The following is a 21,645-nucleotide window of genomic DNA, read 5'->3' as shown; positions in this document are numbered from 1 at the left end:
GATTGCTCTATTGCTGGCAACCTCTGGCGGTTCGGCGAGTGCGCAGCTGTTTGACCGGAATACTCAATGCCGCCCCGGACAGTTGCAATGCGGGCGCGGTTGCTGCCCCGCAGGCCAGCGCTGCAGCTTTGATGGCCGCTGTATCCCGCCCGGGCACACCTACTGTGGAGGCGGGCGCACCTGCGGCCCGTTCGAGCGCTGCGTGGCAGGAGGAACGCGTTGCGCCCCTGCGGGGGTGAACAAGTGCACCTCGCGTCTTGATTGCCCGGGTGGCAGCTTCTGCAACGGGCGCGGGGAATGCGAGCGCAGCAGACCGGATTTGGTCCCGGCTCCATCCACAAGCTGCGCGGATGGCCGGACCTGCGGAGCCGGTTCATCCTGCTTGCCGGGCGGCGGATGCTCACGCCCCGGCTGGTTTCTGTGTGAGGAAACCGGCTCGCAATGCCGACCCGGCTTCAAATGCTCGGCTCATCAGGGCTGCGTGCCGATCAAGGCTATCGATTGCGGCTATGGCAAGTGGTGCAAACCCGACGAACAATGCCTGCCCGAAGGTGGATGCGAGAAACTGCTTGAAGGGTCGGAACCTTAGGTTGCCTTGGCCTGCATGGCTTCCTATAAGCGGTCCGATTGTCAGACAGGAGCCCGCCCATGCGTTTCGCCCATCGTCACCTTCTTGGCATCGAGCATCTGTCGCAATCCGATATCACCGCTATCCTTGATCTGGCCGAAACCTATGTCGAACTGAACCGGCAATCGACTAAGCATTCGGACGTGCTGTCGGGCCTGACACAGATCAACATGTTCTTTGAAAACTCAACCCGCACGCAGGCCAGTTTTGAACTGGCGGGCAAGCGGTTGGGGGCTGACGTGATGAACATGGCAATGCAGGCCAGTTCGATCAAAAAGGGTGAGACACTGATCGATACGGCGATGACGTTGAACGCGATGCATCCCGATCTGCTTGTAGTACGGCATCCTCATTCCGGCGCGGTGGACCTGCTGGCGCAGAAGGTAAACTGCGCCGTGCTGAACGCGGGCGACGGGCGGCATGAGCACCCGACACAAGCCCTTCTGGACGCGCTGACCATCCGCCGGGCCAAGGGCCGTCTGCACCGGCTGAACATTGCGATCTGCGGAGACGTGGCGCATTCGCGCGTCGCGCGGTCGAACCTGATCCTGCTGGGCAAGATGGAAAACCGTATCCGCCTGATCGGCCCGCCGACGCTGGTACCGTCTCAGTTCGCCGAATTCGGGGCCGAAATCTATGACGACATGAACGAAGGCCTGAAAGACGTCGACGTAGTCATGATGCTGCGCCTTCAGAAAGAACGCATGGACGGCGGTTTCATCCCCTCAGAGCGCGAATACTACCACCGCTATGGGCTGGATGCCGCGAAACTCGCGCTGGCAAAGTCCGACGCCATCGTCATGCACCCCGGCCCCATGAACCGAGGGGTCGAGATCGACGGCACTCTGGCCGATGACATCAACCGGTCCGTCATTCAGGAACAGGTCGAGATGGGCGTTGCCGTCCGCATGGCCGCCATGGACCTGCTGGCGCGCAACGTGCGAGAAGCCGCATGAACGATCTGATCATCGCCCCCCATGAGCGTGGCGTGATCCGCCTGTTCTCGCTGGATATGCGCCCGGAAGAGGCGAAATTCCTGCACGAACCGGGGGCTGTTGATCAGGTACTTGGTGTCGAAGGGCTGGACCCCGAACAGATGGACATTTTTCCAGTATCCGACCTCGAAGACCTTGGGCTTTATGGCTATCTCAGCGAAGGCTGCGGTGTCTCGGTAGACCAGTTAGACCGCACGAAATTGGAGGCCATCGAAGGCTGGGTGATGGTCCTGCGCAGCGCGGCTTTCGGCGATCGATCAGTAACCCTTTCACCCGATCCACGCCTGCATCTGATTGGCCTATTCACGGAAGAGGCCACGAACTGGACCGGCGACGTGATCGAGACGGAAAGCGCAAAGCCATACTCGGCCCCGCAAAGCCCGCCAGCGGATACCAAACCAAGCCGCATCGGATCAGCGGTCATTGCCTTGCTGATTCTGATCGCCATCGGAGGTACCTTGTGGCTGATCCTGTGACATTCTCCTCGGACAAGGGCGCTTATGTCCGCACCAATGCATGGCTCGCCGCCTTTGCAATGGCGGTCGCGATGGTCGTGCTATGGTTGATCGGCAATCCCTACGTCTGGACCGGCGCGCCTGCCGGGTTGGCTGCCATCGGGATCCGCGCGTGGTATTTGGCCTCAGAAGAACTGGTCGCCACGTGGGAAATGACAGACTCCACACTCACCGGGCCCGGTTCGCGCAAGGTGGCGCTGAACCAGATTCAGGCGGTCAACACGATTGGCAGCTTTGTCCAGATCGTCACCAAAGGCGGCGACAAACACCTTATCAAATACCAGGCGGACCCCGCCGCTACCAAAGCCGCAATCGAAAGGGCCATGGCATGAGCAATCTGATTTTCACCAATGCCCGCCTGATCAACCCCGAAGCGGACACAGATAGCATCGGCTGGCTGAAGGTTGCCGACGGTCGGATCGCGGCGCTTGGTGAAGGCGCGGCCCCAGACGCTGACACGCAGGTGGTCGATTGCGGTGGGCAATGCCTTGCCCCCGGCATTGTCGACATTGGCGTCAAGGTGTGCGAGCCCGGTGAACGGCACAAGGAAAGCTATAAATCTGCAGGTCTTGCAGCAGCCGCAGGGGGTGTGACAACCATCGTCACGCGCCCTGATACCCTACCTGCCGTCGACACACCCGAGACGCTGGAGTTTGCCACCCGCCGCGCGCAAGCGGACGCTCCGGTCAACGTCCTGCCGATGGCCGCCCTGACCAAAGGACGCGAAGGGCGTGAGATGACCGAGATCGGGTTCCTGCAGGACGCAGGCGCCGTGGCGTTTACCGATTGCGATCATGTCGTGACCAACACCAAGGTGTTTTCTCGTGCTCTGACTTACACTAAATCCTGCGGCGCACTGGTCCTTGCGCATCCGCAGGAGCCGGGGCTCAGCGCTGGGGCTGCAGCCACCAGCGGCAAGTTCGCCGCTCTGCGAGGCTTGCCCGCCGTATCGCCTATGGCTGAGCGGATGGGACTGGATCGTGACATCGCCTTGCTTGAAATGACCGGAGCCGCCTATCACGCCGATCAGATCACCACGGCCCGCGCCCTGCCCGCACTGGAACGCGCCAAGCGCAACGGGCTGGACATCACGGCAGGCACTTCGATCCACCATTTGACACTGAACGAATTGGACGTGTCCGATTATCGCACCTTCTTCAAAATCAAGCCCCCACTGCGATCCGAAGATGACCGGCAAGCCGTGATCGAAGCAGTGCGAACCGGTCTGATAGACACGATCAGCTCCATGCACACCCCGCAGGATGAGGAAAGCAAGCGCCTGCCGTTTGAAGAGGCGGCCTCGGGCGCGGTGGCGCTGGAAACGCTGCTGCCTGCTGCGCTGCGCCTATACCATTCCGAACAGCTGGACTTGCCGACCCTGTTCCGCGCCATGGCCCTGAACCCGGCCAAACGGCTGAGCTTAGAGAGTGGTCGCCTGTCCCAAGGCGCGCCCGCTGATCTGGTCCTGTTCGACCCGGATGTTCCCTTTGTTCTGGACCGCTTTACGCTGAAATCGAAATCGCAGAACACACCGTTTGACGGCCAGCGGATGCAGGGTAAGGTCACCGCAACCTATGTCGCTGGACAAGAAGTGTACCGGAGAGCCTGATGCCCTTGATCGATAGCACAATAACTCAGCTCATCCTGTGGGCCGCGTTAGGATACCTGCTTGGGTCAATCCCGTTTGGTATGATCGTCGCGCGCGTGATGGGTCTGGGAAACCTGCGGCAAATCGGGTCGGGTAATATCGGGGCAACCAACGTCCTGCGCACCGGCAACAAAGGAGCGGCGGCGCTGACATTGCTGTTTGATGCGGCCAAAGGCGCCGCTGCCGTTTTGTTGGCGCGCGCATTGGCCGGTGAAGACGCTGCGCAAATCGCAGCGCTTGCCGCATTTCTTGGTCATTGCTTCCCGGTCTGGCTGGGCTTCAAAGGCGGCAAAGGCGTAGCAACCTTTCTGGGCCTTTGGCTCGCGCTTGACTGGCGCGTGGGTGTCGCCTGTTGTTTGACATGGCTGGTTGCAGTGCTGATCTGGCGTATTTCATCTGTTGGGGCGCTGGCCGCCGCCGCTCTGTCCACAACTTGGATTATGGTTTTGACAGATGGCAGTACGTTTTTCCTCGGGATTGCTTTGACCTTACTGGTCTACTGGCGGCACAGCGCCAACCTCGCGCGTATCAAGGCAGGAACCGAGCCAAAAATCGGAAAATCGTGACGGCGTCCAGCGCTTTCCTGAAGGCGATCGATGATCTGCCCATCGGCACATTCACGGGGGCCGCTGGCCCGCGCAGATATTTGGTTTCGCATCAGATCATGGCAGGTGGGAAATCGCACAAGCTCGTGGCCTATCAACTGGGCGGACCGGACTATATCAGCTTAAACCTTTATCTCACCCGCAAGAGCGGTGCGCTGCTGCGCCCCTGTGAGATGCCCGCTGAGAAAGTGGTTGCCTTTGTTCTGGCGCTCGTGCCTGACGTGCAGGAATGAACAACAGGTCTTTGTGACCGCACAATCACAATTGATTGCTTTGAACGTGAACAGGCCATTCCCCAACTGGGATTTTGTGACGGCCAATTACCGGCGTCGCGACAATCAAATCCGGTTCGCCCGGGCAAAATTACCGTGCTCTTAAGCGAGCCTATTCACGAAAGGTGAAGTCATGAACAAGTTCAAATCCATAATCAGCGGAGTCGCGCTGTCTGTTGCCATTGCAAGCTCGGCCATGGCCGCAGGTGTTGAAATCAACGCAAGCTCAACCGGCTTGGCAATGCAGGGCTATGACCCGGTTGCCTATTTCACCGTTGGTGAAGCCACCAAAGGCGACTACCGCATTTCCACCCTGCACAACGACGCGCTGTACCGTTTCGCGTCGGAAGAAAACAAAGCCGCCTTTGAAGCCAACCCTGAGGCATACCTGCCCGCTTACGGTGGCTACTGCGCATTTGGCACCGCAATGGGCTTCAAGTTCGATGGTGACCCGAACTACTGGAAAATCGTCGACAACAAGCTGTACCTGAACCTGTCGCAGGACATTCAGGAGCGTTGGGAAGGCGACATTCCGGGCTTTGTCGAGCAAGCCAGCGCAAACTGGGAAGACATCGCCGACAAAGACCCGGCTGAACTGCAGCAATAATTCGCTGACAAGACCTTTGTATATCGGCGGCAGATCGTATCTGCCGCCGATCTTCGTTTGAAGGCGTCGTGCCGCGGCCTATTTAGAATCTAAGACAAGTGCCCAGATCAAATGGGCCCGCGCCGGGGACACCGGCTAGCCACCAGGATGGTCCGGAATAGACAAAGCATCACTGATCCGGCTTTTGGGCTGGTTTGTAGCGCCAGGCATAAGGCTGCTAGCCGACTACCGGTCAGCGGATCTCGAGCGAAAGGAAACAGAAGATGACGGGTAAACTTGCACTTTTCAGCTCTGTCGTGACGCTAGCGGCGGGTTCAGCGATGGCACAATCTTCGGGCAGCTGGACCGGCTTTTACGGCGGTGCACAGATCGGCTATGCTGATATCGATACCAACATCTCAGGCGTAGACGGGGATGGCGCCATTGGCGGTATCATCCTGGGATATGACTATGATCTGGGCGACTGGGTTGTTGGCGGTGGTTTTGACTATGACTGGAGCGACATCGACCTGGGCAGCGCCGCCACAGTCGAGAAGGTCTGGCGCATCAAAGCACGCGCTGGCTACGAGGTGAACCCACAGGGTCTGCTGTACGGAACCGCTGGTTATGCCGACGCGGACACAAACAATCTAGGCAGCGACAATGGCTGGTTTATTGGTGCTGGCTATGAACAGATCGTCGCCCCCAACATCAGCGTAGGCGGCGAACTTTTGTATCATGAGTTTGATGATTTCAATTCATCGGGCGTCGATGTTGATGCCACGACGCTCCAGTTGCGTGTCGCGTACCGGTTCTAAGCAAATACAACAGGCCCGGTAGTCATTACCGGGCCTCTCCTGTTAGGGCACCAAGATTGTACTGCCGGTGGTCTGACGTGCTTCCAATGCGCGATGTGCATCGGCAACCTGATCCAGCGGAAACTCCTGATCGACGTGGATCTTAACCTCGCGCCCGTCCACTTTGCCAAACAGACGCCGCGCCATTGCCTGACAAGTAGCGTGATCCGAGATATGGGTGAACAGGGTTGGGCGGGTGATCTTCAAAGATCCCCGCTGCGCCAACATTCCCAGATCGACAGGTGGCACTGGCCCCGACGCGTTTCCGAATGAAATCATCATGCCCAAGGGTTTCAGGCAATCCAGCGATCCCTCAAACGTGTCCGCGCCGATGGAGTCCATCACCACATCGACCCCCTTGCCGTCGGTGATCTCAGCGACACGCTCGACAAAGTTTTCTGTTCGGTAGTTGATGCAATGCGACGCGCCATTGAACTGCGCCAGGCTGCATTTTTCATCCGTTCCCGCTGTTCCGATCAGTTTGATGCCTTCGGATTTGGCCCATTGGCAGGCGATCAGACCAACCCCGCCTGCAGCGGCGTGAAACAAAACGGTGTCCCCGCGCCGCAAAGGCGTTGTGCGGTGAAACAGGTATTCGACCGTCATGCCCTTCAGCATCATGGCCGCAGCGGTACGGAACGAGATACTTTCGGGCAGCGGACATACCTGTGCGGCGGGCATCACACGCGCCTCGGAATAGGCCCCAGACGGGCCTGCAGCGTAGGCCGCACGTTGGCCAGTGGAAAGGTGCGTGACACCTTCGCCCACAGCCTCAATCACACCGGCTGCCTCCATCCCTAATGCGTGAGGCAATTCAAGCGGATAGAGACCGGTGCGCTGATAAACATCAATGAAATTCAATCCGCAGGCATGGTGGCGAATGCGTACTTCTCCCGGCCCCGGATCCCCAAGCGGACGATCCTCAATCCGCAGGGCCTCCGGCCCGCCGTGTTCGTGAATGACGACAGTGCGCGCTGTTTGCTGCATGATACCCTCCGTTGCCTGTTGAAACAAAGCTAACATGCCTGTTCGACAGGGCAATCTTTGTTATCCCTCAAGCATGTTCGGGCAAAATTTTGCAACATGTGCTATAATGCGGGTGGACGTTGTAAATGGGCAGACGTTGCCGGCTGATCCGGTCACACGAATTTGCCGTACCGGATGCATCCCGCGGCGCACCCACGCCAGAGAAGGGGATGAACATGGACAAGACAATCGGTAACCCAATTACCTGGGTCGCCCGTAATCTGCGGGCGACCAGCGATCATGTGTCGGAATCAGTATCCGAAATCGGCAGCGCGGATGTCCGCACCCTGCCAACAGTGCACACGCTGACCCTGCAGGATCTGCGCGAATGCCTGAAAGCCGGATATAACGATTTTCTCGAAACTCGGGCCGATGCGATCTTTATCGTTCTGATCTACCCGATCGCAGGCCTTCTGATGTTCGGTATTGGGCTCAACAAAGACATGGTGCCTTTGCTGGCCCCGCTCGTCATGGGCTTTGCCCTGATCGGGCCTGTCGCCGCCGTTGGGCTTTATGAGATCAGTCGCAAGCGGGAACAGGGCGGAGACGTACATTGGCTGGATGCGTTTGGCGTGTTCCGCTCGCCTTCCTTCGGCGCGATATTGGCACTGGGCTTTTATCTGGTCATGCTGTTGTTGATCTGGCTGATGGTAGCGCAAGGAATCTACGCGCAGACACTTGGGCCAGAGGCCCCAGCCTCGGCAACAGCCTTTATCACCGAGGTATTCACCACCGGAGCTGGCTGGAGCATGATCATCATCGGCACGGCCATCGGCTTCCTGTTCGCACTGGTCGCGTTGGCGCTGAGCGTGGTCAGCTTTCCATTATTGCTTGATCGCAAAGTGGGCGTTCCAGTGGCCGTGGTGACCTCGGTTCGGGTCTTGCGTCAAAACCCGGGCGTGATCCTGACTTGGGGTGCGATAGTGGCGACGCTTCTGATATTGGGCGCCATACCGATTCTGCTGGGCTTGATCGTAGTGATGCCCATTCTGGGTCACGCCACTTGGCATCTGTATCGCCGGGCGGTCGCCTGACCGTACTGTGCAGCTTAACCAGCGACCTTGAGTACGATCTTGCCGATGTGGCCCGATCCTTCCATCCGCGCATGCGCAGCGGCGGCATCAGCCAAATCGAACTCGGAATCCATCACAGGCGCAACCTTCCCGGCCTCAAGCAAAGGCCAGACGGCTTCACGCAAGTCTTGCGCAATGCGTGCCTTCGCCAGATCGCTTTGCGGACGCAGAGTACTGCCGGTCAGGGTCAGACGCTTGACCATCATCAGCGCAAAGTTCAGTTCGACCACCGGACCTTGCAGGAATGCGATTTGAACCAAACGACCATCTTCGGCCAGCGCTTTGACGTTGCGTGGGATGTAATCGCCGCCCACCATATCGAGGATTAGGTTTGCGCCACCCTCCGCACGCATCGCAGCCACGAAGTCTTCATCGCGATAATTGATCGCCTTCTCAGCACCCAATTCGACACAAGCCGCACATTTCTCAGCCGATCCGGCCGTGGCAAAAACCCGAGCGCCAAATGCATTGGCCAACTGGATCGCGGTCGTGCCAATCCCGCTTGAACCACCATGGACCAGAAAACGTTCCCCCGCTTTCAGGCCACCCCGCGTAAATACATTGGACCAGACGGTAAAGAAGGTCTCTGGCAAGCAGGCAGCTTCTTTCAAACCCATGCCCGTAGGAACAGGCAAGCAATGCGCGGCGGGAGTGGCTACATATTCGGCGTAACCGCCGCCTGGCAGCAGGGCGCAGACCTGATCGCCAATCGCCAGCCCCTCAACACCCGTGCCAATCGCGACAACCTCTCCTGAGGCTTCCAAACCCGGCAGATCGCTCGCACCCGGAGGCGGATCATACGCCCCCGCCCGTTGCAGCGCATCAGGACGGTTCACCCCGGCATAGGCTACTTTCAGAACCACCTGACCCTCCGCCGGTTCCGGTATCGGGCGTTCGGTCAATTGCAGAACGTCCGGGCCACCCGCTTCGGTAATCTCAACAGCGCGCATCGTCTGGGTCATGGGCATATCTCCTTTGCCTCTTGCCTAGCAGTCAGTAGCGCAGAGGCCCAGCAACAAGTGGAAACGTTGCGACTATTTCCCCGATGACAGCGAACCGGGCAAGTTGTCTGACATCTTCACCGGAGCCTTCACCTGACCCGCAAGCCAGTTGGGCACAGCCAGAAACGGCTTCAGCAGCGGATTGTCATTCACCTGCGCCTTGAGCTTTTCGAACTGCATCACGCCCTCGATCCGGCGATCGAGGAATTCCCATGTCGCCTGATAATCCGGACTGTCATCGCCCAGCCAATACAACAGTGTTGAAGAATAGACTCCCGACAAAGTGGCACGTTTGGTGTACCAGTTCACGTCATCCGAAGTATCGCCAAGCGCTGTCCAGATCTGGTCACAGGTGCCCCAGACCGCCTTGGCCCCATCTGCGGCATAGATCGGCAACGCGAACAGAGTCACACCCCGGCGCACGGCCTCTTTGTCTTCGACCGCCTGTAAACGAAAGCGGACAGCAGCGGCGATCTTGTCACGAAACTTCAGCCCGCTTAGATCCTCAGTATTGATACGATCCAGCATTGCCGCATCACCGCGCGCATGGAAGGCCAGTGCCAGATCGACAGCGCCGCGCGGGCAGATGGCGCGGGCCAGTCCGGCATCCAGACCGCAATCGGAAATCGCTGCGCGAAAGCTTGTTTCCGACCAACCGTCAAAAGGCACATGGTCGAGAATCGCGTTCAGAAGCTGTTCTTTAGTATCTTCATAGGTAGCGGTCATTTCGGCTCTCCGAGGCTGCGGGTCCAGTACTAGACAAGTTAGGCGCGCTTTGCTATACGGCCACCTCCTGCAATTTCCTTGCAACTCTATCTAGAAAGGTGGTGACAACCACATGCAGGTTAGTGTTCGCGACAATAACGTCGATCAGGCGCTTCGTGCCCTGAAGAAAAAGCTGCAGCGCGAAGGCGTGTTCCGTGAAATGAAGCTGAAGCAACATTTCGAGAAACCGTCCGAGAAAAAAGCGCGCGAGAAAGCTGAAGCGATCCGCCGTGCCCGTAAACTGGCACGTAAGAAAGCACAGCGCGAAGGTTTGCTCTAAGAGCCTACCGCGACTCGTCCAGCTTTGGATGACACTATTTGACGACCCCCGAGGCCCCGCCCGGGGGTTTGTCGTTTTTTAGGGCGGATATTCTCGCCCATTCCCGGCTTTACCCTCGCGGCAACCTGCCGATTTTGATGCAATCGCCTATGTCGGCATTTTACAGCGCAGCGAATCGCCGCTCGGTTGCATTCTGCCGCCGAAAATCGCCCGCCCCCGTACCTACCCTGTTCAGCGTTCTTTGATCGTCTGTAAGTGAGGCCGTCCACTCAGACATAACCAAAAACGGAGGCACTGATGTCGACAGCAAGTACGGTTGAGCGCGAAATGCTGGCGCTGATCAACCAAGAGCGCACATCCCGCGGTCTTGATCCCCTGGAACTTGAACGCAACCTGAATGAATCATCCGAGGACCACAGCACCTGGATGCTGGACACCGACCGGTTCAGCCACACCGGGCAGGGCGGCTCATCTGCAACTCAACGGATGCAAGCCGCAGGATTTGACCTGTCCGGCAGCTGGCGCACCGGAGAAAACATCGCCTGGCAATCCGAGCGCGGCGCACCAGGCATCAGCGATGATGTCGCGCAATTGCACCAGAACCTGATGAACAGCCCCGGCCACCGAGCCAACATTCTGAACCCCGAATTTAAGTATATCGGCATCGGGATCGAAGAAGGCGACATGCAGGGGTTCGATGCAGTCATGGTGACGCAAAACTTTGCTGCGACACAAGGTGAGATCGACCTTGATAACGGCGGCACCACCCCGCCCGTGACCCCTCCGGTTGAAGAGGTTGCGGAACCGGAAGAGGAGGTTACCACTCCGACCGAACCTGAAGTGCCGGATACCGACGTCACCGAGACTGACGAACCGGTTGACGAAACACCGGTTGCGGAAGTTCCGGAAACCGAGGAACCGGCTGAGGAGACCCCGGACGAGGACGTTACTGAAACCGAAGAACCAACGGACGAAACTCCGGGCACCGATGTGACAGAGACCGAGGGACCTGCGGACGAAACGCCGGACACTGACGTCACTGAGACCGACGACCCAGTCGAGGAGACACCGGAAACTGATGTCACCGAAACTGAAGAGCCGGAAACGCCTGATACCGATGTGACTGAAGTTGAAGACCCGGAACCTGAAGTGCCGGATACCGACGTCACCGAGGTCGAAGAGCCAGAATTACCTGAGGTTGTCGTTGACAATGGTGCACCAGGCGCGGACTGCTTTGACGTTCAGGCCTTCCTTGCCGGGATCGAAGCGTTTGTTAACGCACTGCAGGCCCATTTTGACCAGTTCGATTGGTCTCCGGTGCAGCAGGCCGATACGACCCCGGAAATGGATGATTTCGATCTTGTGTTCGACACCGACGTCGCTGACGACATGATTGAAACCGTTGAAACCACAGTCGAAGACATGAATGACGATATGTGCGGCATGTTTGTTTTCGAAATGAACTGCGGATTTGATTGGGGCTAATCAAACCGTTCAGGTGCGGGGGATCACTCTCCCGCATCACATGCCAGCCAAATCAATAAATCTTTGGCACGTGCAGCTCATCCGGCAGAATACGCCGTTCGTATTCGGGATTATAGCGCCGATCCGGCAAATTGACCTTTTCTTGCGGCACATCCTCGTAGGGGATCTTGGTCAGCAGATGCTCGATACAATTGAGCCGTTCGCGCTTTTTGTCATTGCCTTCAACGATATACCATGGCGCCTCAGAAATGTTGGTGCGAAAGAACATATCCTCTTTGGCCTTGGTGTATGCCTCCCACCGGATGCGGGATTCAAGATCCATGGGCGACAGCTTCCACTGCTTCATTGGATCGTGAATGCGCATTAGGAATCGCAGTTGCTGTTCTTCGTCTGTGATCGAGAACCAGTACTTAAGCAGAATAATTCCCGACCGCACCAGCATCCGCTCGAATTCGGGAACGTCCTGAAAAAACTGTTCAACCTGATCTTCGTTGGCAAACCCCATCACGCGTTCAACACCTGCTCGGTTGTACCAGGACCGGTCAAAGAACACGATTTCGCCCGCTGCGGGCAGATGCGGCACATAACGCTGAAAATACCACTGGCTTTGCTCGCGACGGCTGGGTGCTGGCAGCGCCACCACGCGTGCAACCCGCGGGTTCAAGCGCTGTGTTATGCGTTTGATCACCCCACCCTTGCCAGCACTGTCGCGGCCTTCGAACAGGATGCAAACCTTGGCCCCGGTGTGAACCACCCAATCCTGTACCCTGATAAGTTCGGCCTGCAGACGCAAAAGGTTACGAAAATAGACCTTGCGATCCAGCATATCAGGATGCTGATCCTTGTAGATCTTACGCACCTCAACCGAAAGCATTGGTTCGCTGAATTCGATCTCGAAATCTTCATCCAGCGAATCTTCCAGTTCGGCTTCCAGCCAATCTTTAGGGGTGCTGTCATGTTCGTAAACCAAAGTCTGCTCCTTATCGTCTTCGGGTTCGGACCATACAGGGCCAGTGTAACCATCGGATGTCAGCGCGCATTGCCAATGTTTCACTTATGGTCGGAACTATAGATTTTGAACCGGTCTGAAGGCAGATACAAGCGGTCAGGATGAAACGCGGCCATCGGGTGCGGAAGAGTTCAAACTGGCAGGGCCGTCGTTTTGAAAACCGTGCGCAAAGCAAAAGAGCTTTGCATCTGCGCCACGCCGGGCAAGCGAGACAGGTACTGCCGATGTATGCGCGCGAAATCTTCGGTATTTTCAGCAACCACCTTCAGAATATAATCCGCTGTTCCGGCCATCAGATGACATTCTAGTACATCTGGAATTCGGGCTACTGCCTTTTCGAAGGATCCAAGCACCTCTTCCGCTTGTCCCTGCAAAGTAATCTCGACAAACACAGTTGTTGGCACATTCATTTTACGTGCATCCAGCAATGCAACGTAATCTTTGATATAACCTTCTGCCTCAAGCCGTTGAACACGGCGGTGGCACGCCGATGGTGACAGGTTGGCCTGTTCGGATAGCTCTGAATTAGACATCCGGCCTTTGCGCTGAAGGGCTGCCAGAATCTTTCGATCGGTCGCATCTATCATCATCGGCGCACATCCATTGCGTAGTATTTAACCATCTTCGGATAATTTCCTACAATTCTACCATTTGGCAAGCAGGGTTTCACAAAAATTGCACAGCATAATGCCCATAATTTAGGCAGTTTATGAATGGAGTCTCACATGAAAATCGGCTGCCCCAAGGAAATCAAACCCCAGGAGTTCCGCGTCGGGATGACCCCGAACGCGGCTGGCGAGGCTGTGGCCCGTGGTCACGAAGTCATCATTGAAACAGGTGCCGGGATGGGCTCGGGCTTTGACAATGATGCCTACGTCGCGGCAGGAGCTCGAATCGTCGACACTGCAGAAGAGGTGTTCGCCACCGCCGACATGATCGTCAAGGTCAAGGAACCTCAGGCGGTCGAGCGTAAAATGCTGCGCGAAGGTCAGTTGCTGTTCACCTATCTGCACCTGGCACCCGACCCAGACCAGACCCATGACCTGCTGGCATCCGGTTGTACCGCGATTGCGTATGAAACTGTCACCGACGCGAACGGCGGCCTGCCTCTGCTGGCCCCGATGTCGGAAGTTGCCGGTCGTTTGGCACCGCAAGTCGGGTCCTGGACTTTGCAGAAGGCCAACGGTGGCCGCGGCGTTCTGATGGGCGGCGTTCCGGGTGTTGGCCCTGCCAAAGTGATCGTCATTGGTGGCGGTGTGGTTGGTACCCACGCCGCCAAGATCGCAGCGGGCATGGGCGCAGATGTCACCGTGCTGGACCGCTCGTTGCCGCGTCTTCGGTATCTGGACGATGTGTTCGGCGGAACGTTCAAGAACCAATATTCGACAGCTGGTGCCACCGCTGAACTGATCCAGGATGCCGATCTGGTTATCGGTGCGGTTCTGATCCCGGGTGCAGCTGCTCCCAAACTGATCTCGCGCGAACAGCTGTCGACCATGAAGCCCGGCGCGGCTCTGGTAGACGTTGCGATCGATCAGGGCGGCTGTTTTGAGACCTCGAAAGCCACCACCCACGCCGATCCGGTTTACGAAGTTGACGGCATCATGCACTACTGCGTCGCCAACATGCCCGGCGCGGTTGCCCGGACCTCTACCATCGCACTGGGCAACGCGACCATGCCGTTCATGCTTTCGCTGGCAAGCAAGGGCTGGAAGCAGGCCTGTAAGGACGACGCACACCTGCTGGCAGGTCTGAACGTCCACGCCGGCAAGCTGACTTACGAAGCGGTAGGTACTGCCCTCAACATCGACTCTGTCGATCCGGCAACTCTGCTGAACTAAGAGTACTCCCGCCTCTGAAAGCGTCCCTTTACAAAGGACGCTTTACGGACTTGGGCCTAGCGCCGCGCCAAAAGCGCGGCGCTGTTGTTTTCTGGATCAACGGTCGCGCAAAAAAGGCACCGCGCTTTGGCGCGGTGCCCGGCCCAATCGGAGGAGGGCAATTCAATGCCCGAGCGACGGGCGGGAGGCTTACGCCTCCTTGTGAATCTCCACTGAATGCGGATACGGGATGGATACGCCCTTGGCGTCAAACGCTTCCTTGATCGTTTTGGTAAGTTCGAACTTAACATCCCAATAGTCAGCCGCCGCACACCACAGGCGCGCTGTCAGATCAACCGAGCTATCCCCAAGGTTTGTCACGCGCACCCAAGCCTCAGGATCAGCCATGATCCGACTATCGGCTTTGGCCACATCCAGAATAATGTTCATCGCCTCATCCGCGCTGTCGCCATAGTCGATGCCGAACACCAGATCGACCCGGCGCGTGTCATGGGCGGAGTAGTTTGTGATCACCGAACCCCAAGCCTGACCGTTTGGCACGATGATCTGTACGTTATCAGGCGTCACCAGCTCAGTCGTGAACAGGTTCAGGTCTTTCACCGTACCTGCAGTGCCACCAATATCGACATACTGCCCCAACTTATAAGGCCGGAACACGACCAGCATCACGCCTGCGGCTAAATCACTGAGTGTTCCCTGCAGCGCCAAACCGATGGCCAAGGATGCGGCACCCAGAATGGCCACGATGCTGGTCGCCTCGATACCGAAGATGCCCAGCACGGCGACAAAGACTATCGCCAGCAGCACCCATTTCACCAGGCTCGCAACAAAATTCCCCAAAGTCGGGTCGATATGCGGTGTCGCGTTGATCCGCCGCCGCACCAGACCACTTATGGCTCCGGCGACGATCCAACCCAATACCAGAACGATCAGCGCTTTGATCGCGCTCATGATCAGCGGACCAAATGCGCCCACCTGTGTTACGACGTCTTCCACGTGCTTCTCCTTTGCACCAACAGCAAACCCGCGCTGTTGGCGCGGGATCACTGAAAGTTTGGGACATATTTACGCTCAGGTCTAGGTGCACGATTTCCGAGTTTTCCCCCTGCTGTTCCCCAGCAAACAGTCACTGTCCGGTCCTGCACACTCAAACACCTGACAATCTGCGCTCATGCCACCACATTGAGACCTATAACTCGCAGGAGCATATCATGCTGGACACCACCTCATTCCCGATCATGGCCAAATGGCCGCCGCAATTTCCTGATCGCATCCAACTTTATTCCTATGCAACGCCCAACGGGGTCAAAGCGTCGATCATGCTGGAGGAAACCGGACTGCCCTACGAGGCACATCTGGTTACGCTGGCAGATGCGGATGTCCAAAGTCCCGAATTTCTGTCGCTAAATCCCAATAACAAGATCCCGGCTCTCATTGATCCGAACGGGCCCGATGGGGTCCCGATGGGGCTTTTCGAAAGCGGAGCGATCCTGCTGTATCTGGGCGAGAAAAGCGGCATGCTGCTGGGGCAGAGCAAGGCGGACAAACATTTAGTCACCCAATGGCTGATGTTCCAGATGGGCGGCGTTGGGCCGATGTTCGGTCAGTTGGGGTATTTCCACAAGTTCGCTGGCAGCGAGATCGAAGACCCCCGTCCCCGCGAACGCTATGTGAACGAGGGCAAACGCTTGTTGAATGTTTTGGAAACACAGCTGAACGGCCGGGATTGGATCGCCGGAGACTATTCGATCGCGGACATAGCCATCGCACCCTGGCTACGTGGTCTCGACTATTATGGCGTCAAAGAAGTTCTCGGTTGGGACAACTACAGCAATGTAGCGGCCTATCTCGACCGTTTTCTGGAAAGGCCTGCAGTTCAGAAGGGCCTGACCATCCCGCCTCGGGATTAACTTGAACCACAGGGCGGCGGCGCCAAAGTGCCGCACGCCCTTGGGCCATTCAGCCTGGCAATCGGCCTGTCTCGACGTAACGCAGAATCTCGACAACCTGCGCGGGCTCTTCCGCCACCGCAAGCGCGGCCGCGTCCACCTCTTTCAAAGCGTGTTGATGATCGGCTCCATGTAACACGATGATCGATTTGCCCAAGGCCGCCGCGTAGCCGGCATCAAAGGCTGCATTCCATTGCTTGTATTTGTCCCCGAAGCGTACAACGACCACATCAGCGTCTGAAATCCCCTTGCGGGTTCGGATCGCGTTCACCATCGCACCCTTGTGGTCATGCCAATACTTGTTTGGCTCTGCCCCCAAAATCGCGACGCCACAATCATCCGACGCATCATGATCTGTCACTGGGCTGCTAAACTCTATGTCCAGCCCCTCGGCACCTGCGATAATCTGTTCCCGCCAATCCGTGTGAATCTCACCCGAAAGATAAACTTTTAACATGACCTATTCCTCCCGCAAAAAAGGGGCGCGCCCGCCCCTTCGTGATATCATATATGTCCCACCCTGGGTGGAAACATCCTCAGCCGCGCAGCACGCCACCAGTCGCTTTCGCCACTTTCTCGACGATCTTTGCACTGACCTCTTCGATGTCCTTTTCCTTGAGGGTCGAGTCAGATGGCTGCAGCCGAACGGTAATGGCCAGGGATTTCTTCCCTTCACCAAGGCTACCCCCGATGAACTCGTCAAACACCCGAACGTCTTCAATCAGTGCCTTGTCGGCCCCTGCAGCTGCATTCACCAGCGTTAACGCCTCGATATTGGCATCAACGACAAACGCAAAGTCACGCTCAACCGCCTGCAGGTCACGCAGTTCCAAGGCGGAACGGGTTGCTCCGGATTTACGCGGCATCGGAACCTGATCTGGCCAAATGGTGAACGCCATTGCCGGACCCTTGATGTCCATGGCCTGCAAGACGCGAGGGTGCAACTCACCAAAAACACCCAGAACCTTTTTCGGGCCAAGGCAAATCTTGCCGTGACGACCCGGGTGCCACCAGGCATCGCCACCACGCAGAATTTGTACCTTAGCTGGCGCGCCAATTGCGGCCAGCACCGCCTCGGCGTCAGCCTTCGCATCAAACAGGTCAACCGGGCGGGACGCACCGTGCACATCCTTGGGGCCGCTGCGCCCAACCAACAGGCCGGTGATTTGCGTCTGCTGATCCCCCGGCTCGCCATCGTGGAACACCGGACCGACCTCGAACAGAGCCAGATCTGCGTAACCCCGCGCCTGATTACGCGCCGCCGCCTGCAGCAGACCAGGCAGCAGATCAGGGCGCATATGGCTCATCTCGGACGAGATTGGGTTTTCCAGCATGGTTGCAGCGTCGCCACCGCCAAACAGCGCAGCCGAGGCCTGATCTATGAAGGTGTAGGATACACATTCATTATACCCCAGTGCGGCACAAGTCCGTCGCGCCATCGACTGGCGGCGCTGCGTCGGCGTCATGACCGGTTTGGGGATACCCGCCGTGGTGCGTGGCAGAGGAATACCCTGCAGCTTGGTCAGTGAAGCAATCCGCGCAACCTCTTCCACCAGATCAGCTTCCCCCATGATGTCTGGTCGCCAGCTGGGCACGTGCGCCATCTCTCCATCCAGACGGAAGCCCAAACGGGTCAGGGTTTGCCGCTGCTCGCTTTCCGGGATTTCCATCCCGACCAGAGACTGCACTCGCGCCGCATCCAGCTTGTAGGCCCGCGCGTGGTTCGGCGCATTGCCCGCCTCAACCACGTTCGAGGCTTCACCGCCGCAGATATCCAGGATCATCTGCGTCGCGTGCTCCAACCCTTCGCGGGTGTATTCCGGGTCGACCCCACGTTCGAAGCGATAGCGCGCATCCGAATTGATTTTCAGCGCACGGCCCGTCAGGGCGATCTGCACATGATCCCAGAACGCGCTTTCAAGGAAGACGTTCACCGTCTCCTCGGTGCAGCCGGTTTCCTCACCGCCCATGATACCGGCGATTGATTCCGGGCCTTTGTCGTCCGAAATCACCATCATGCCGGGCTGTAGTGTGTATTCCTTCTCATCCAGAGCAACCAACTTCTCACCACCGTTGGCACGGTGAACGCGTAGGTTACCCTGCACCTTGTCGGCATCGAATACGTGCAGCGGGCGGTTGTGATCGAAGGTCATATAGTTGGTGATATCCACCAGAGCCGAGATCGGACGCAGACCAATCGCCTTTAGCTGATCCTGCAGCCATTGCGGGCTAGGACCGTTCTTAACACCCTTGATAAGCCGACCGGTGAAATGCGGTGCGCCGTCCAGCGTATCCTCGTCGATCGACACCTTGATCGGGCTTTCGAAATCACCTGGCACCGGCACATAGTCGCGCACCTTCAGCGTGCCCAAACCACGAGCAGCCAGATCGCGCGCAATCCCCTCAACACCCAGCGCATCCGGGCGGTTTGGCGTGATCGCAATCTCGATCATCGGGTCAACCTTCGACGGCTCGTTCTCGGCCAGCCAGTCGATAAACTTGTCACCGACCTCGCCCGAAGGCAGCTCGATAATTCCGTCATGCTCGTCCGACAGCTCCAGCTCGCGTTCGGACGCCATCATGCCAAAGCTTTCGACACCTCGAATCTTGCCAACGCTGATGGTGATATCCAGACCAGGGATATACATGCCCGGCTTACACACAACGACGGTGATGCCTTCGCGCGCGTTGGGTGCGCCGCAAATGATCTGCAGGTCGCCCTCGTCGGTCTCAACCGTACAAACTCGAAGCTTGTCGGCGTCGGGGTGTTTCTCGGCATGTTTCACATGGCCCAGCGTAAAGCCCGCCAGGCGGTCCGCCGGGTTGACGATCTCTTCGACCTCAAGCCCGAGGTCGGTCAGCGCCTCGGCAATCTCATCCACCGAAGCGTCAGTATCGAGGTGGTCTTTCAGCCAGGAAAGAGTGAATTTCATCGGTCGTCATCCGCCAGTAAATCTCGGGTCAGACCGCATGTAGCGGATATTGTACACAGGGGAAAGAGGCCGTTGGCCTAGTCTTCGGCAACCGTGTTCGAAACAGCGTCCGACCCGGCAAATACAGCCAGAATACGCGCGATCCCGCTACCCGTATTCACCCCGGCATGGGTCGAGCGGAAGGCTTCGACAAAGGCATCCCCGGTTCTGTAGACACGCGTACCAGCTTCGCCATAGTCAACGGTGATCTCACCCTCAAGAACATAGGCCGCCAACGGTGCATCATGACGGTGATCGCCTGTCTGCTGTCCCGGTTGCATGGTGACGATCGCCATAGTGATTTCAGCCTGCCCTGCCGGATATTCCAGTGGCTCGCCGATGATCGAGGTATCGGTCTGCAACAGCAATTCAACCGGCGGGTATGTGTCCTTTGCCTGAGCGGAAGTGGCGGCAAGGATCAATGCGCCCAGCAGAAGCGGTTTCACGGGTCATCTCCTGTTTAATTGTCCGGGCAAGTGATCGCGCTGCGGCAGCGAAGTCAACGGTTATGGATAAGTTGGCGTTCGGCCCAAAAGCTCGTCCAACTGCCAGCCGATCCAGCCGTGAGGAATGAAATGCCCGCCCGGATGCGTATCCAGCGTGACCTGCCCCTGCGCGCAATCGGTCCACTCTATCCGGCTGAGCGTCAGAAACGGCTTCACGCTCCAATCCCCGCGCGGGGTCGCGCCGTTGCAGTCGAACTTGGCCTTCCACAGCGCCACCGGATAGGTCGTATCCCCGTCTGGCCCAAGCGGGAAATCCATCACCGAATCGTCCAGCCCATGTACATGGCGCACCTCGCGCGGGGCTTCCGGGCAGTCCTCGGTTTGGCGGATTGATCCCGCAACAGCCAGCAGAGCGGCGATGTCATTGCCCGACTGGCACACAAAGCGCCATGCCATCGCGCCGCCATAGGAATAGCCCGAGACATAGATGCGTTCAGGATCAATGGGATAGTGCTTGACAACATCCTCTAACACCCGATCAGCGAACGGCACGTCTGCGGTATCAGCGGTCCAGAAATTCCAGCTTTTGCCCAGCCCGTTCGGAGCCACCAGCAGCACATCGCGCAGCTTGGTTGCCCCGGCGATGCGTTCATGGTTCACCACCACATCGCCCTGCCGCGCCCAGCCATGGAAATGCAACAGCACTGGCAGAGGCGTTTCGCCATCCCAGCCATCGGGTTCCAGCACATGGTATGAGCGGTCGCCGATCTCACAGGCGGTATCGCCGTGGCAGTCAGATTTCCACGGGCCCATCGCAAAGGCCGGAGTCGCGGTCAGCAGAAGAAAAAGCAGTCGATAGATCATAAGCGGGAGCCTAGCGACGTCTGCCGCACTGTCACATAACATATTGGTGTAGGGTGGGGTTTCACCCCACCAACCGCCCCACGGTGGGGTAAAACCCCACCCTACAACGGATCAAATCACAAAGCCGCGCTATCGCCAGACCCCGGGATGGCGATCAAAGGGTTGTGGTGGGCACTTTATGCCAGCCAAATCCGCGAAACGTTCAAACGGAGCGCTAACGGAGACAAATCGCCAGCCCGTGGTCTGGCGATAGCGCGGCGGCCTATCGGCCTTTGCTCCGCGCCTATTTTGGTGAAATCTCGCTGCTCAACAAACGCTTTAGTTCATTCAAGGCTTCTAGCTGCTGCATACCGAGCGGATCATACTTTTCTGAATATGTGCCGTGAACCTTCCACTGCAATTCTTGCTCAAATGATCTATCTCGCGAAGCAACTGAAGCAGATCGCGCAATAGCTATGAGCTCATCAATTGCGATTAGCACTTCGTTTCTAACTCGGAATAAAACGTCGATGTTCTTTCCGACTTCATCGTTACCCAAGATGGCGTCCGCCTGAACTTGAGCCTCGCGAAGGTTTTGGAACAAGTCATACTTTTCTATGAAACGGTTTTGCCGCCGCTCAAGCGCGGAGGCATTGACCTCATCCAAATCTTTCGGTTGTGGATCGATAGGCGAGCGCAACGCCCTTAATTCATCCGAAACGAAGATGGCTTTCGAAAGCAGGTTTTCAGCTGTTCCTGAACGCTTCTGAAATGCGGCTTGATCTTTCCACGAATGCAATTGTCGATACGCAACCCAGACTCCAAGCCCCACCACCACAGCCATTCCGA

The 21,645-nt window shown here is 57.7% G+C and carries 24 protein-coding genes; 13 read left to right on the top strand and 11 right to left on the bottom strand.

Annotation, left to right across the window (positions count from 1 at the left end):
• Positions 1–648 precede the first annotated feature (648 nt).
• The 8 genes from ACR0MQ_RS08805 (at position 649) to ACR0MQ_RS08770 (ending at position 6,067) form a co-directional block, all read left to right on the top strand.
• Positions 649–1,584 carry an aspartate carbamoyltransferase catalytic subunit gene (locus tag ACR0MQ_RS08805; RefSeq protein ID WP_170772037.1) on the top strand — a complete coding sequence of 312 codons (936 nt, stop codon included), beginning with the start codon at positions 649–651 and terminating at the stop codon, positions 1,582–1,584.
• On the top strand, positions 1,581–2,099 hold the full coding sequence (locus ACR0MQ_RS08800; RefSeq protein WP_480607411.1) for a hypothetical protein: 519 nt from the start codon (positions 1,581–1,583) through the stop codon (positions 2,097–2,099). The genes ACR0MQ_RS08805 and ACR0MQ_RS08800 overlap by 4 nt, the downstream gene beginning before the upstream one ends.
• Entirely contained in the window at positions 2,084–2,470 is a 387-nt protein-coding gene (locus ACR0MQ_RS08795; RefSeq protein WP_480607408.1) for a hypothetical protein, read from the top strand. The genes ACR0MQ_RS08800 and ACR0MQ_RS08795 overlap by 16 nt, the downstream gene beginning before the upstream one ends.
• Positions 2,467–3,747, top strand: a complete 1,281-nt coding sequence (gene pyrC / locus ACR0MQ_RS08790; RefSeq protein WP_170772041.1) for a dihydroorotase — start codon at positions 2,467–2,469, stop codon at positions 3,745–3,747. Before ACR0MQ_RS08795 ends, pyrC begins: the two co-directional genes overlap by 4 nt.
• A complete protein-coding gene (gene plsY / locus ACR0MQ_RS08785; RefSeq protein ID WP_170772043.1) occupies positions 3,747–4,352 on the top strand; it encodes a glycerol-3-phosphate 1-O-acyltransferase PlsY in 606 nt (201 codons plus the stop codon). Before pyrC ends, plsY begins: the two co-directional genes overlap by 1 nt.
• On the top strand, positions 4,349–4,624 hold the full coding sequence (locus ACR0MQ_RS08780) for a hypothetical protein (protein ID WP_170544754.1): 276 nt from the start codon (positions 4,349–4,351) through the stop codon (positions 4,622–4,624). Before plsY ends, ACR0MQ_RS08780 begins: the two co-directional genes overlap by 4 nt.
• 172 nt (positions 4,625–4,796) lie before the next feature.
• Complete coding sequence (locus ACR0MQ_RS08775; protein WP_010443607.1) at positions 4,797–5,270, top strand: YHS domain-containing (seleno)protein; 474 nt, start codon at positions 4,797–4,799, stop codon at positions 5,268–5,270.
• Positions 5,271–5,533: 263 nt separating this feature from the next.
• Positions 5,534–6,067 (top strand): porin family protein, encoded by a 534-nt coding sequence (locus tag ACR0MQ_RS08770; protein ID WP_170772044.1) that lies wholly within the window; start codon positions 5,534–5,536, stop codon positions 6,065–6,067.
• Between the two features lie 42 nt (positions 6,068–6,109).
• On the opposite strand, the gene ACR0MQ_RS08765 is transcribed toward ACR0MQ_RS08770, so the two are convergent.
• Positions 6,110–7,093: a quinone oxidoreductase family protein gene (locus ACR0MQ_RS08765; protein ID WP_170772046.1), complete on the bottom strand. Its 984-nt coding sequence runs from the start codon at positions 7,091–7,093 to the stop codon at positions 6,110–6,112.
• Positions 7,094–7,308: 215 nt separating this feature from the next.
• On the opposite strand from ACR0MQ_RS08765, the gene ACR0MQ_RS08760 reads away from it, so the two are divergent.
• Positions 7,309–8,166, top strand: a complete 858-nt coding sequence (locus ACR0MQ_RS08760; RefSeq protein WP_170772274.1) for a DUF2189 domain-containing protein — start codon at positions 7,309–7,311, stop codon at positions 8,164–8,166.
• 14 nt (positions 8,167–8,180) lie between these two features.
• Here the strand turns inward: ACR0MQ_RS08760 and ACR0MQ_RS08755 are convergent, their stop codons facing one another.
• The gene (locus tag ACR0MQ_RS08755; protein WP_170772048.1) at positions 8,181–9,167 is read right to left on the bottom strand and encodes an NAD(P)H-quinone oxidoreductase; all 987 of its coding nucleotides are present in this window, start codon (positions 9,165–9,167) and stop codon (positions 8,181–8,183) included.
• A 72-nt stretch (positions 9,168–9,239) separates the two neighbouring features.
• The gene (locus tag ACR0MQ_RS08750; RefSeq protein WP_170772056.1) at positions 9,240–9,932 is read right to left on the bottom strand and encodes a COQ9 family protein; all 693 of its coding nucleotides are present in this window, start codon (positions 9,930–9,932) and stop codon (positions 9,240–9,242) included.
• Positions 9,933–10,044: 112 nt separating this feature from the next.
• Here ACR0MQ_RS08750 and rpsU point away from each other — a divergent pair, with 112 nt between their 5' ends.
• Both rpsU and ACR0MQ_RS08740 read left to right on the top strand, forming a co-directional pair.
• A complete protein-coding gene (gene rpsU, locus ACR0MQ_RS08745; RefSeq protein WP_005614280.1) occupies positions 10,045–10,251 on the top strand; it encodes a 30S ribosomal protein S21 in 207 nt (68 codons plus the stop codon).
• A gap of 297 nt (positions 10,252–10,548) precedes the next feature.
• Positions 10,549–11,736: a CAP domain-containing protein gene (locus ACR0MQ_RS08740; RefSeq protein ID WP_480607400.1), complete on the top strand. Its 1,188-nt coding sequence runs from the start codon at positions 10,549–10,551 to the stop codon at positions 11,734–11,736.
• A 52-nt stretch (positions 11,737–11,788) separates the two neighbouring features.
• On the opposite strand, the gene ppk2 is transcribed toward ACR0MQ_RS08740, so the two are convergent.
• Both ppk2 and ACR0MQ_RS08730 read right to left on the bottom strand, forming a co-directional pair.
• Positions 11,789–12,706: a polyphosphate kinase 2 gene (gene ppk2 / locus ACR0MQ_RS08735; RefSeq protein WP_029622264.1), complete on the bottom strand. Its 918-nt coding sequence runs from the start codon at positions 12,704–12,706 to the stop codon at positions 11,789–11,791.
• A 170-nt stretch (positions 12,707–12,876) separates the two neighbouring features.
• Positions 12,877–13,335 carry an Lrp/AsnC family transcriptional regulator gene (locus ACR0MQ_RS08730; protein ID WP_170772060.1) on the bottom strand — a complete coding sequence of 153 codons (459 nt, stop codon included), beginning with the start codon at positions 13,333–13,335 and terminating at the stop codon, positions 12,877–12,879.
• Between the two features lie 135 nt (positions 13,336–13,470).
• Between ACR0MQ_RS08730 and ald the strand changes: the two genes are divergently transcribed.
• Positions 13,471–14,586 (top strand): alanine dehydrogenase, encoded by a 1,116-nt coding sequence (ald, locus tag ACR0MQ_RS08725; RefSeq protein WP_170772062.1) that lies wholly within the window; start codon positions 13,471–13,473, stop codon positions 14,584–14,586.
• 189 nt (positions 14,587–14,775) lie between these two features.
• Here the strand turns inward: ald and ACR0MQ_RS08720 are convergent, their stop codons facing one another.
• On the bottom strand, positions 14,776–15,582 hold the full coding sequence (locus tag ACR0MQ_RS08720; RefSeq protein ID WP_170772064.1) for a mechanosensitive ion channel domain-containing protein: 807 nt from the start codon (positions 15,580–15,582) through the stop codon (positions 14,776–14,778).
• A gap of 215 nt (positions 15,583–15,797) precedes the next feature.
• On the opposite strand from ACR0MQ_RS08720, the gene ACR0MQ_RS08715 reads away from it, so the two are divergent.
• Positions 15,798–16,496 carry a glutathione S-transferase N-terminal domain-containing protein gene (locus ACR0MQ_RS08715; RefSeq protein ID WP_170772066.1) on the top strand — a complete coding sequence of 233 codons (699 nt, stop codon included), beginning with the start codon at positions 15,798–15,800 and terminating at the stop codon, positions 16,494–16,496.
• A 49-nt stretch (positions 16,497–16,545) separates the two neighbouring features.
• Here ACR0MQ_RS08715 and ACR0MQ_RS08710 read toward each other — a convergent pair whose 3' ends face one another.
• The 5 genes from ACR0MQ_RS08710 to ACR0MQ_RS08690 form a co-directional block, all read right to left on the bottom strand.
• Positions 16,546–16,992, bottom strand: a complete 447-nt coding sequence (locus tag ACR0MQ_RS08710; RefSeq protein WP_170544783.1) for a YtoQ family protein — start codon at positions 16,990–16,992, stop codon at positions 16,546–16,548.
• Positions 16,993–17,071: 79 nt separating this feature from the next.
• Positions 17,072–19,468 carry a phenylalanine--tRNA ligase subunit beta gene (gene pheT, locus ACR0MQ_RS08705; protein ID WP_170772068.1) on the bottom strand — a complete coding sequence of 799 codons (2,397 nt, stop codon included), beginning with the start codon at positions 19,466–19,468 and terminating at the stop codon, positions 17,072–17,074.
• Between the two features lie 77 nt (positions 19,469–19,545).
• Positions 19,546–19,953 (bottom strand): cupin domain-containing protein, encoded by a 408-nt coding sequence (locus ACR0MQ_RS08700; protein ID WP_480607395.1) that lies wholly within the window; start codon positions 19,951–19,953, stop codon positions 19,546–19,548.
• A 60-nt stretch (positions 19,954–20,013) separates the two neighbouring features.
• A complete protein-coding gene (locus tag ACR0MQ_RS08695; RefSeq protein ID WP_170772070.1) occupies positions 20,014–20,817 on the bottom strand; it encodes a prolyl oligopeptidase family serine peptidase in 804 nt (267 codons plus the stop codon).
• Positions 20,818–21,100: 283 nt separating this feature from the next.
• A complete protein-coding gene (locus ACR0MQ_RS08690) occupies positions 21,101–21,640 on the bottom strand; it encodes a hypothetical protein (RefSeq protein ID WP_480607392.1) in 540 nt (179 codons plus the stop codon).
• Positions 21,641–21,645: the final 5 nt, after the last annotated feature.

Source organism: Ruegeria sp. AN6 (genome assembly GCF_056540425.1).
The sequence above is the reverse complement of the archived record's forward strand: the minus strand, read 5'-3'. Positions and strand labels throughout refer to the sequence as shown.

Bases quoted from the DNA above. Each gene is read 5' to 3' on its own strand.
- ACR0MQ_RS08805 (WP_170772037.1), top strand. From the start codon at position 649: ATGCGTTTCGCCCATCGTCACCTTCTTGGCATCGAGCATCTGTCGCAA.
- ACR0MQ_RS08800 (WP_480607411.1), top strand. From the start codon at position 1,581: ATGAACGATCTGATCATCGCCCCCCATGAGCGTGGCGTGATCCGCCTG.
- pyrC (WP_170772041.1), top strand. From the start codon at position 2,467: ATGAGCAATCTGATTTTCACCAATGCCCGCCTGATCAACCCCGAAGCG.
- plsY (WP_170772043.1), top strand. From the start codon at position 3,747: ATGCCCTTGATCGATAGCACAATAACTCAGCTCATCCTGTGGGCCGCG.
- ACR0MQ_RS08775 (WP_010443607.1), top strand. From the start codon at position 4,797: ATGAACAAGTTCAAATCCATAATCAGCGGAGTCGCGCTGTCTGTTGCC.
- ACR0MQ_RS08770 (WP_170772044.1), top strand. From the start codon at position 5,534: ATGACGGGTAAACTTGCACTTTTCAGCTCTGTCGTGACGCTAGCGGCG.
- ACR0MQ_RS08765 (WP_170772046.1), bottom strand. From the start codon at position 7,093: ATGCAGCAAACAGCGCGCACTGTCGTCATTCACGAACACGGCGGGCCG.
- ACR0MQ_RS08760 (WP_170772274.1), top strand. From the start codon at position 7,309: ATGGACAAGACAATCGGTAACCCAATTACCTGGGTCGCCCGTAATCTG.
- ACR0MQ_RS08755 (WP_170772048.1), bottom strand. From the start codon at position 9,167: ATGACCCAGACGATGCGCGCTGTTGAGATTACCGAAGCGGGTGGCCCG.
- ACR0MQ_RS08750 (WP_170772056.1), bottom strand. From the start codon at position 9,932: ATGACCGCTACCTATGAAGATACTAAAGAACAGCTTCTGAACGCGATT.
- rpsU (WP_005614280.1), top strand. From the start codon at position 10,045: ATGCAGGTTAGTGTTCGCGACAATAACGTCGATCAGGCGCTTCGTGCC.
- ACR0MQ_RS08740 (WP_480607400.1), top strand. From the start codon at position 10,549: ATGTCGACAGCAAGTACGGTTGAGCGCGAAATGCTGGCGCTGATCAAC.
- ACR0MQ_RS08730 (WP_170772060.1), bottom strand. From the start codon at position 13,335: ATGATGATAGATGCGACCGATCGAAAGATTCTGGCAGCCCTTCAGCGC.
- ald (WP_170772062.1), top strand. From the start codon at position 13,471: ATGAAAATCGGCTGCCCCAAGGAAATCAAACCCCAGGAGTTCCGCGTC.
- ACR0MQ_RS08715 (WP_170772066.1), top strand. From the start codon at position 15,798: ATGCTGGACACCACCTCATTCCCGATCATGGCCAAATGGCCGCCGCAA.
- ACR0MQ_RS08710 (WP_170544783.1), bottom strand. From the start codon at position 16,992: ATGTTAAAAGTTTATCTTTCGGGTGAGATTCACACGGATTGGCGGGAA.
- pheT (WP_170772068.1), bottom strand. From the start codon at position 19,468: ATGAAATTCACTCTTTCCTGGCTGAAAGACCACCTCGATACTGACGCT.
- ACR0MQ_RS08695 (WP_170772070.1), bottom strand. From the start codon at position 20,817: ATGATCTATCGACTGCTTTTTCTTCTGCTGACCGCGACTCCGGCCTTT.
- ACR0MQ_RS08690 (WP_480607392.1), bottom strand. From the start codon at position 21,640: ATGGCTGTGGTGGTGGGGCTTGGAGTCTGGGTTGCGTATCGACAATTG.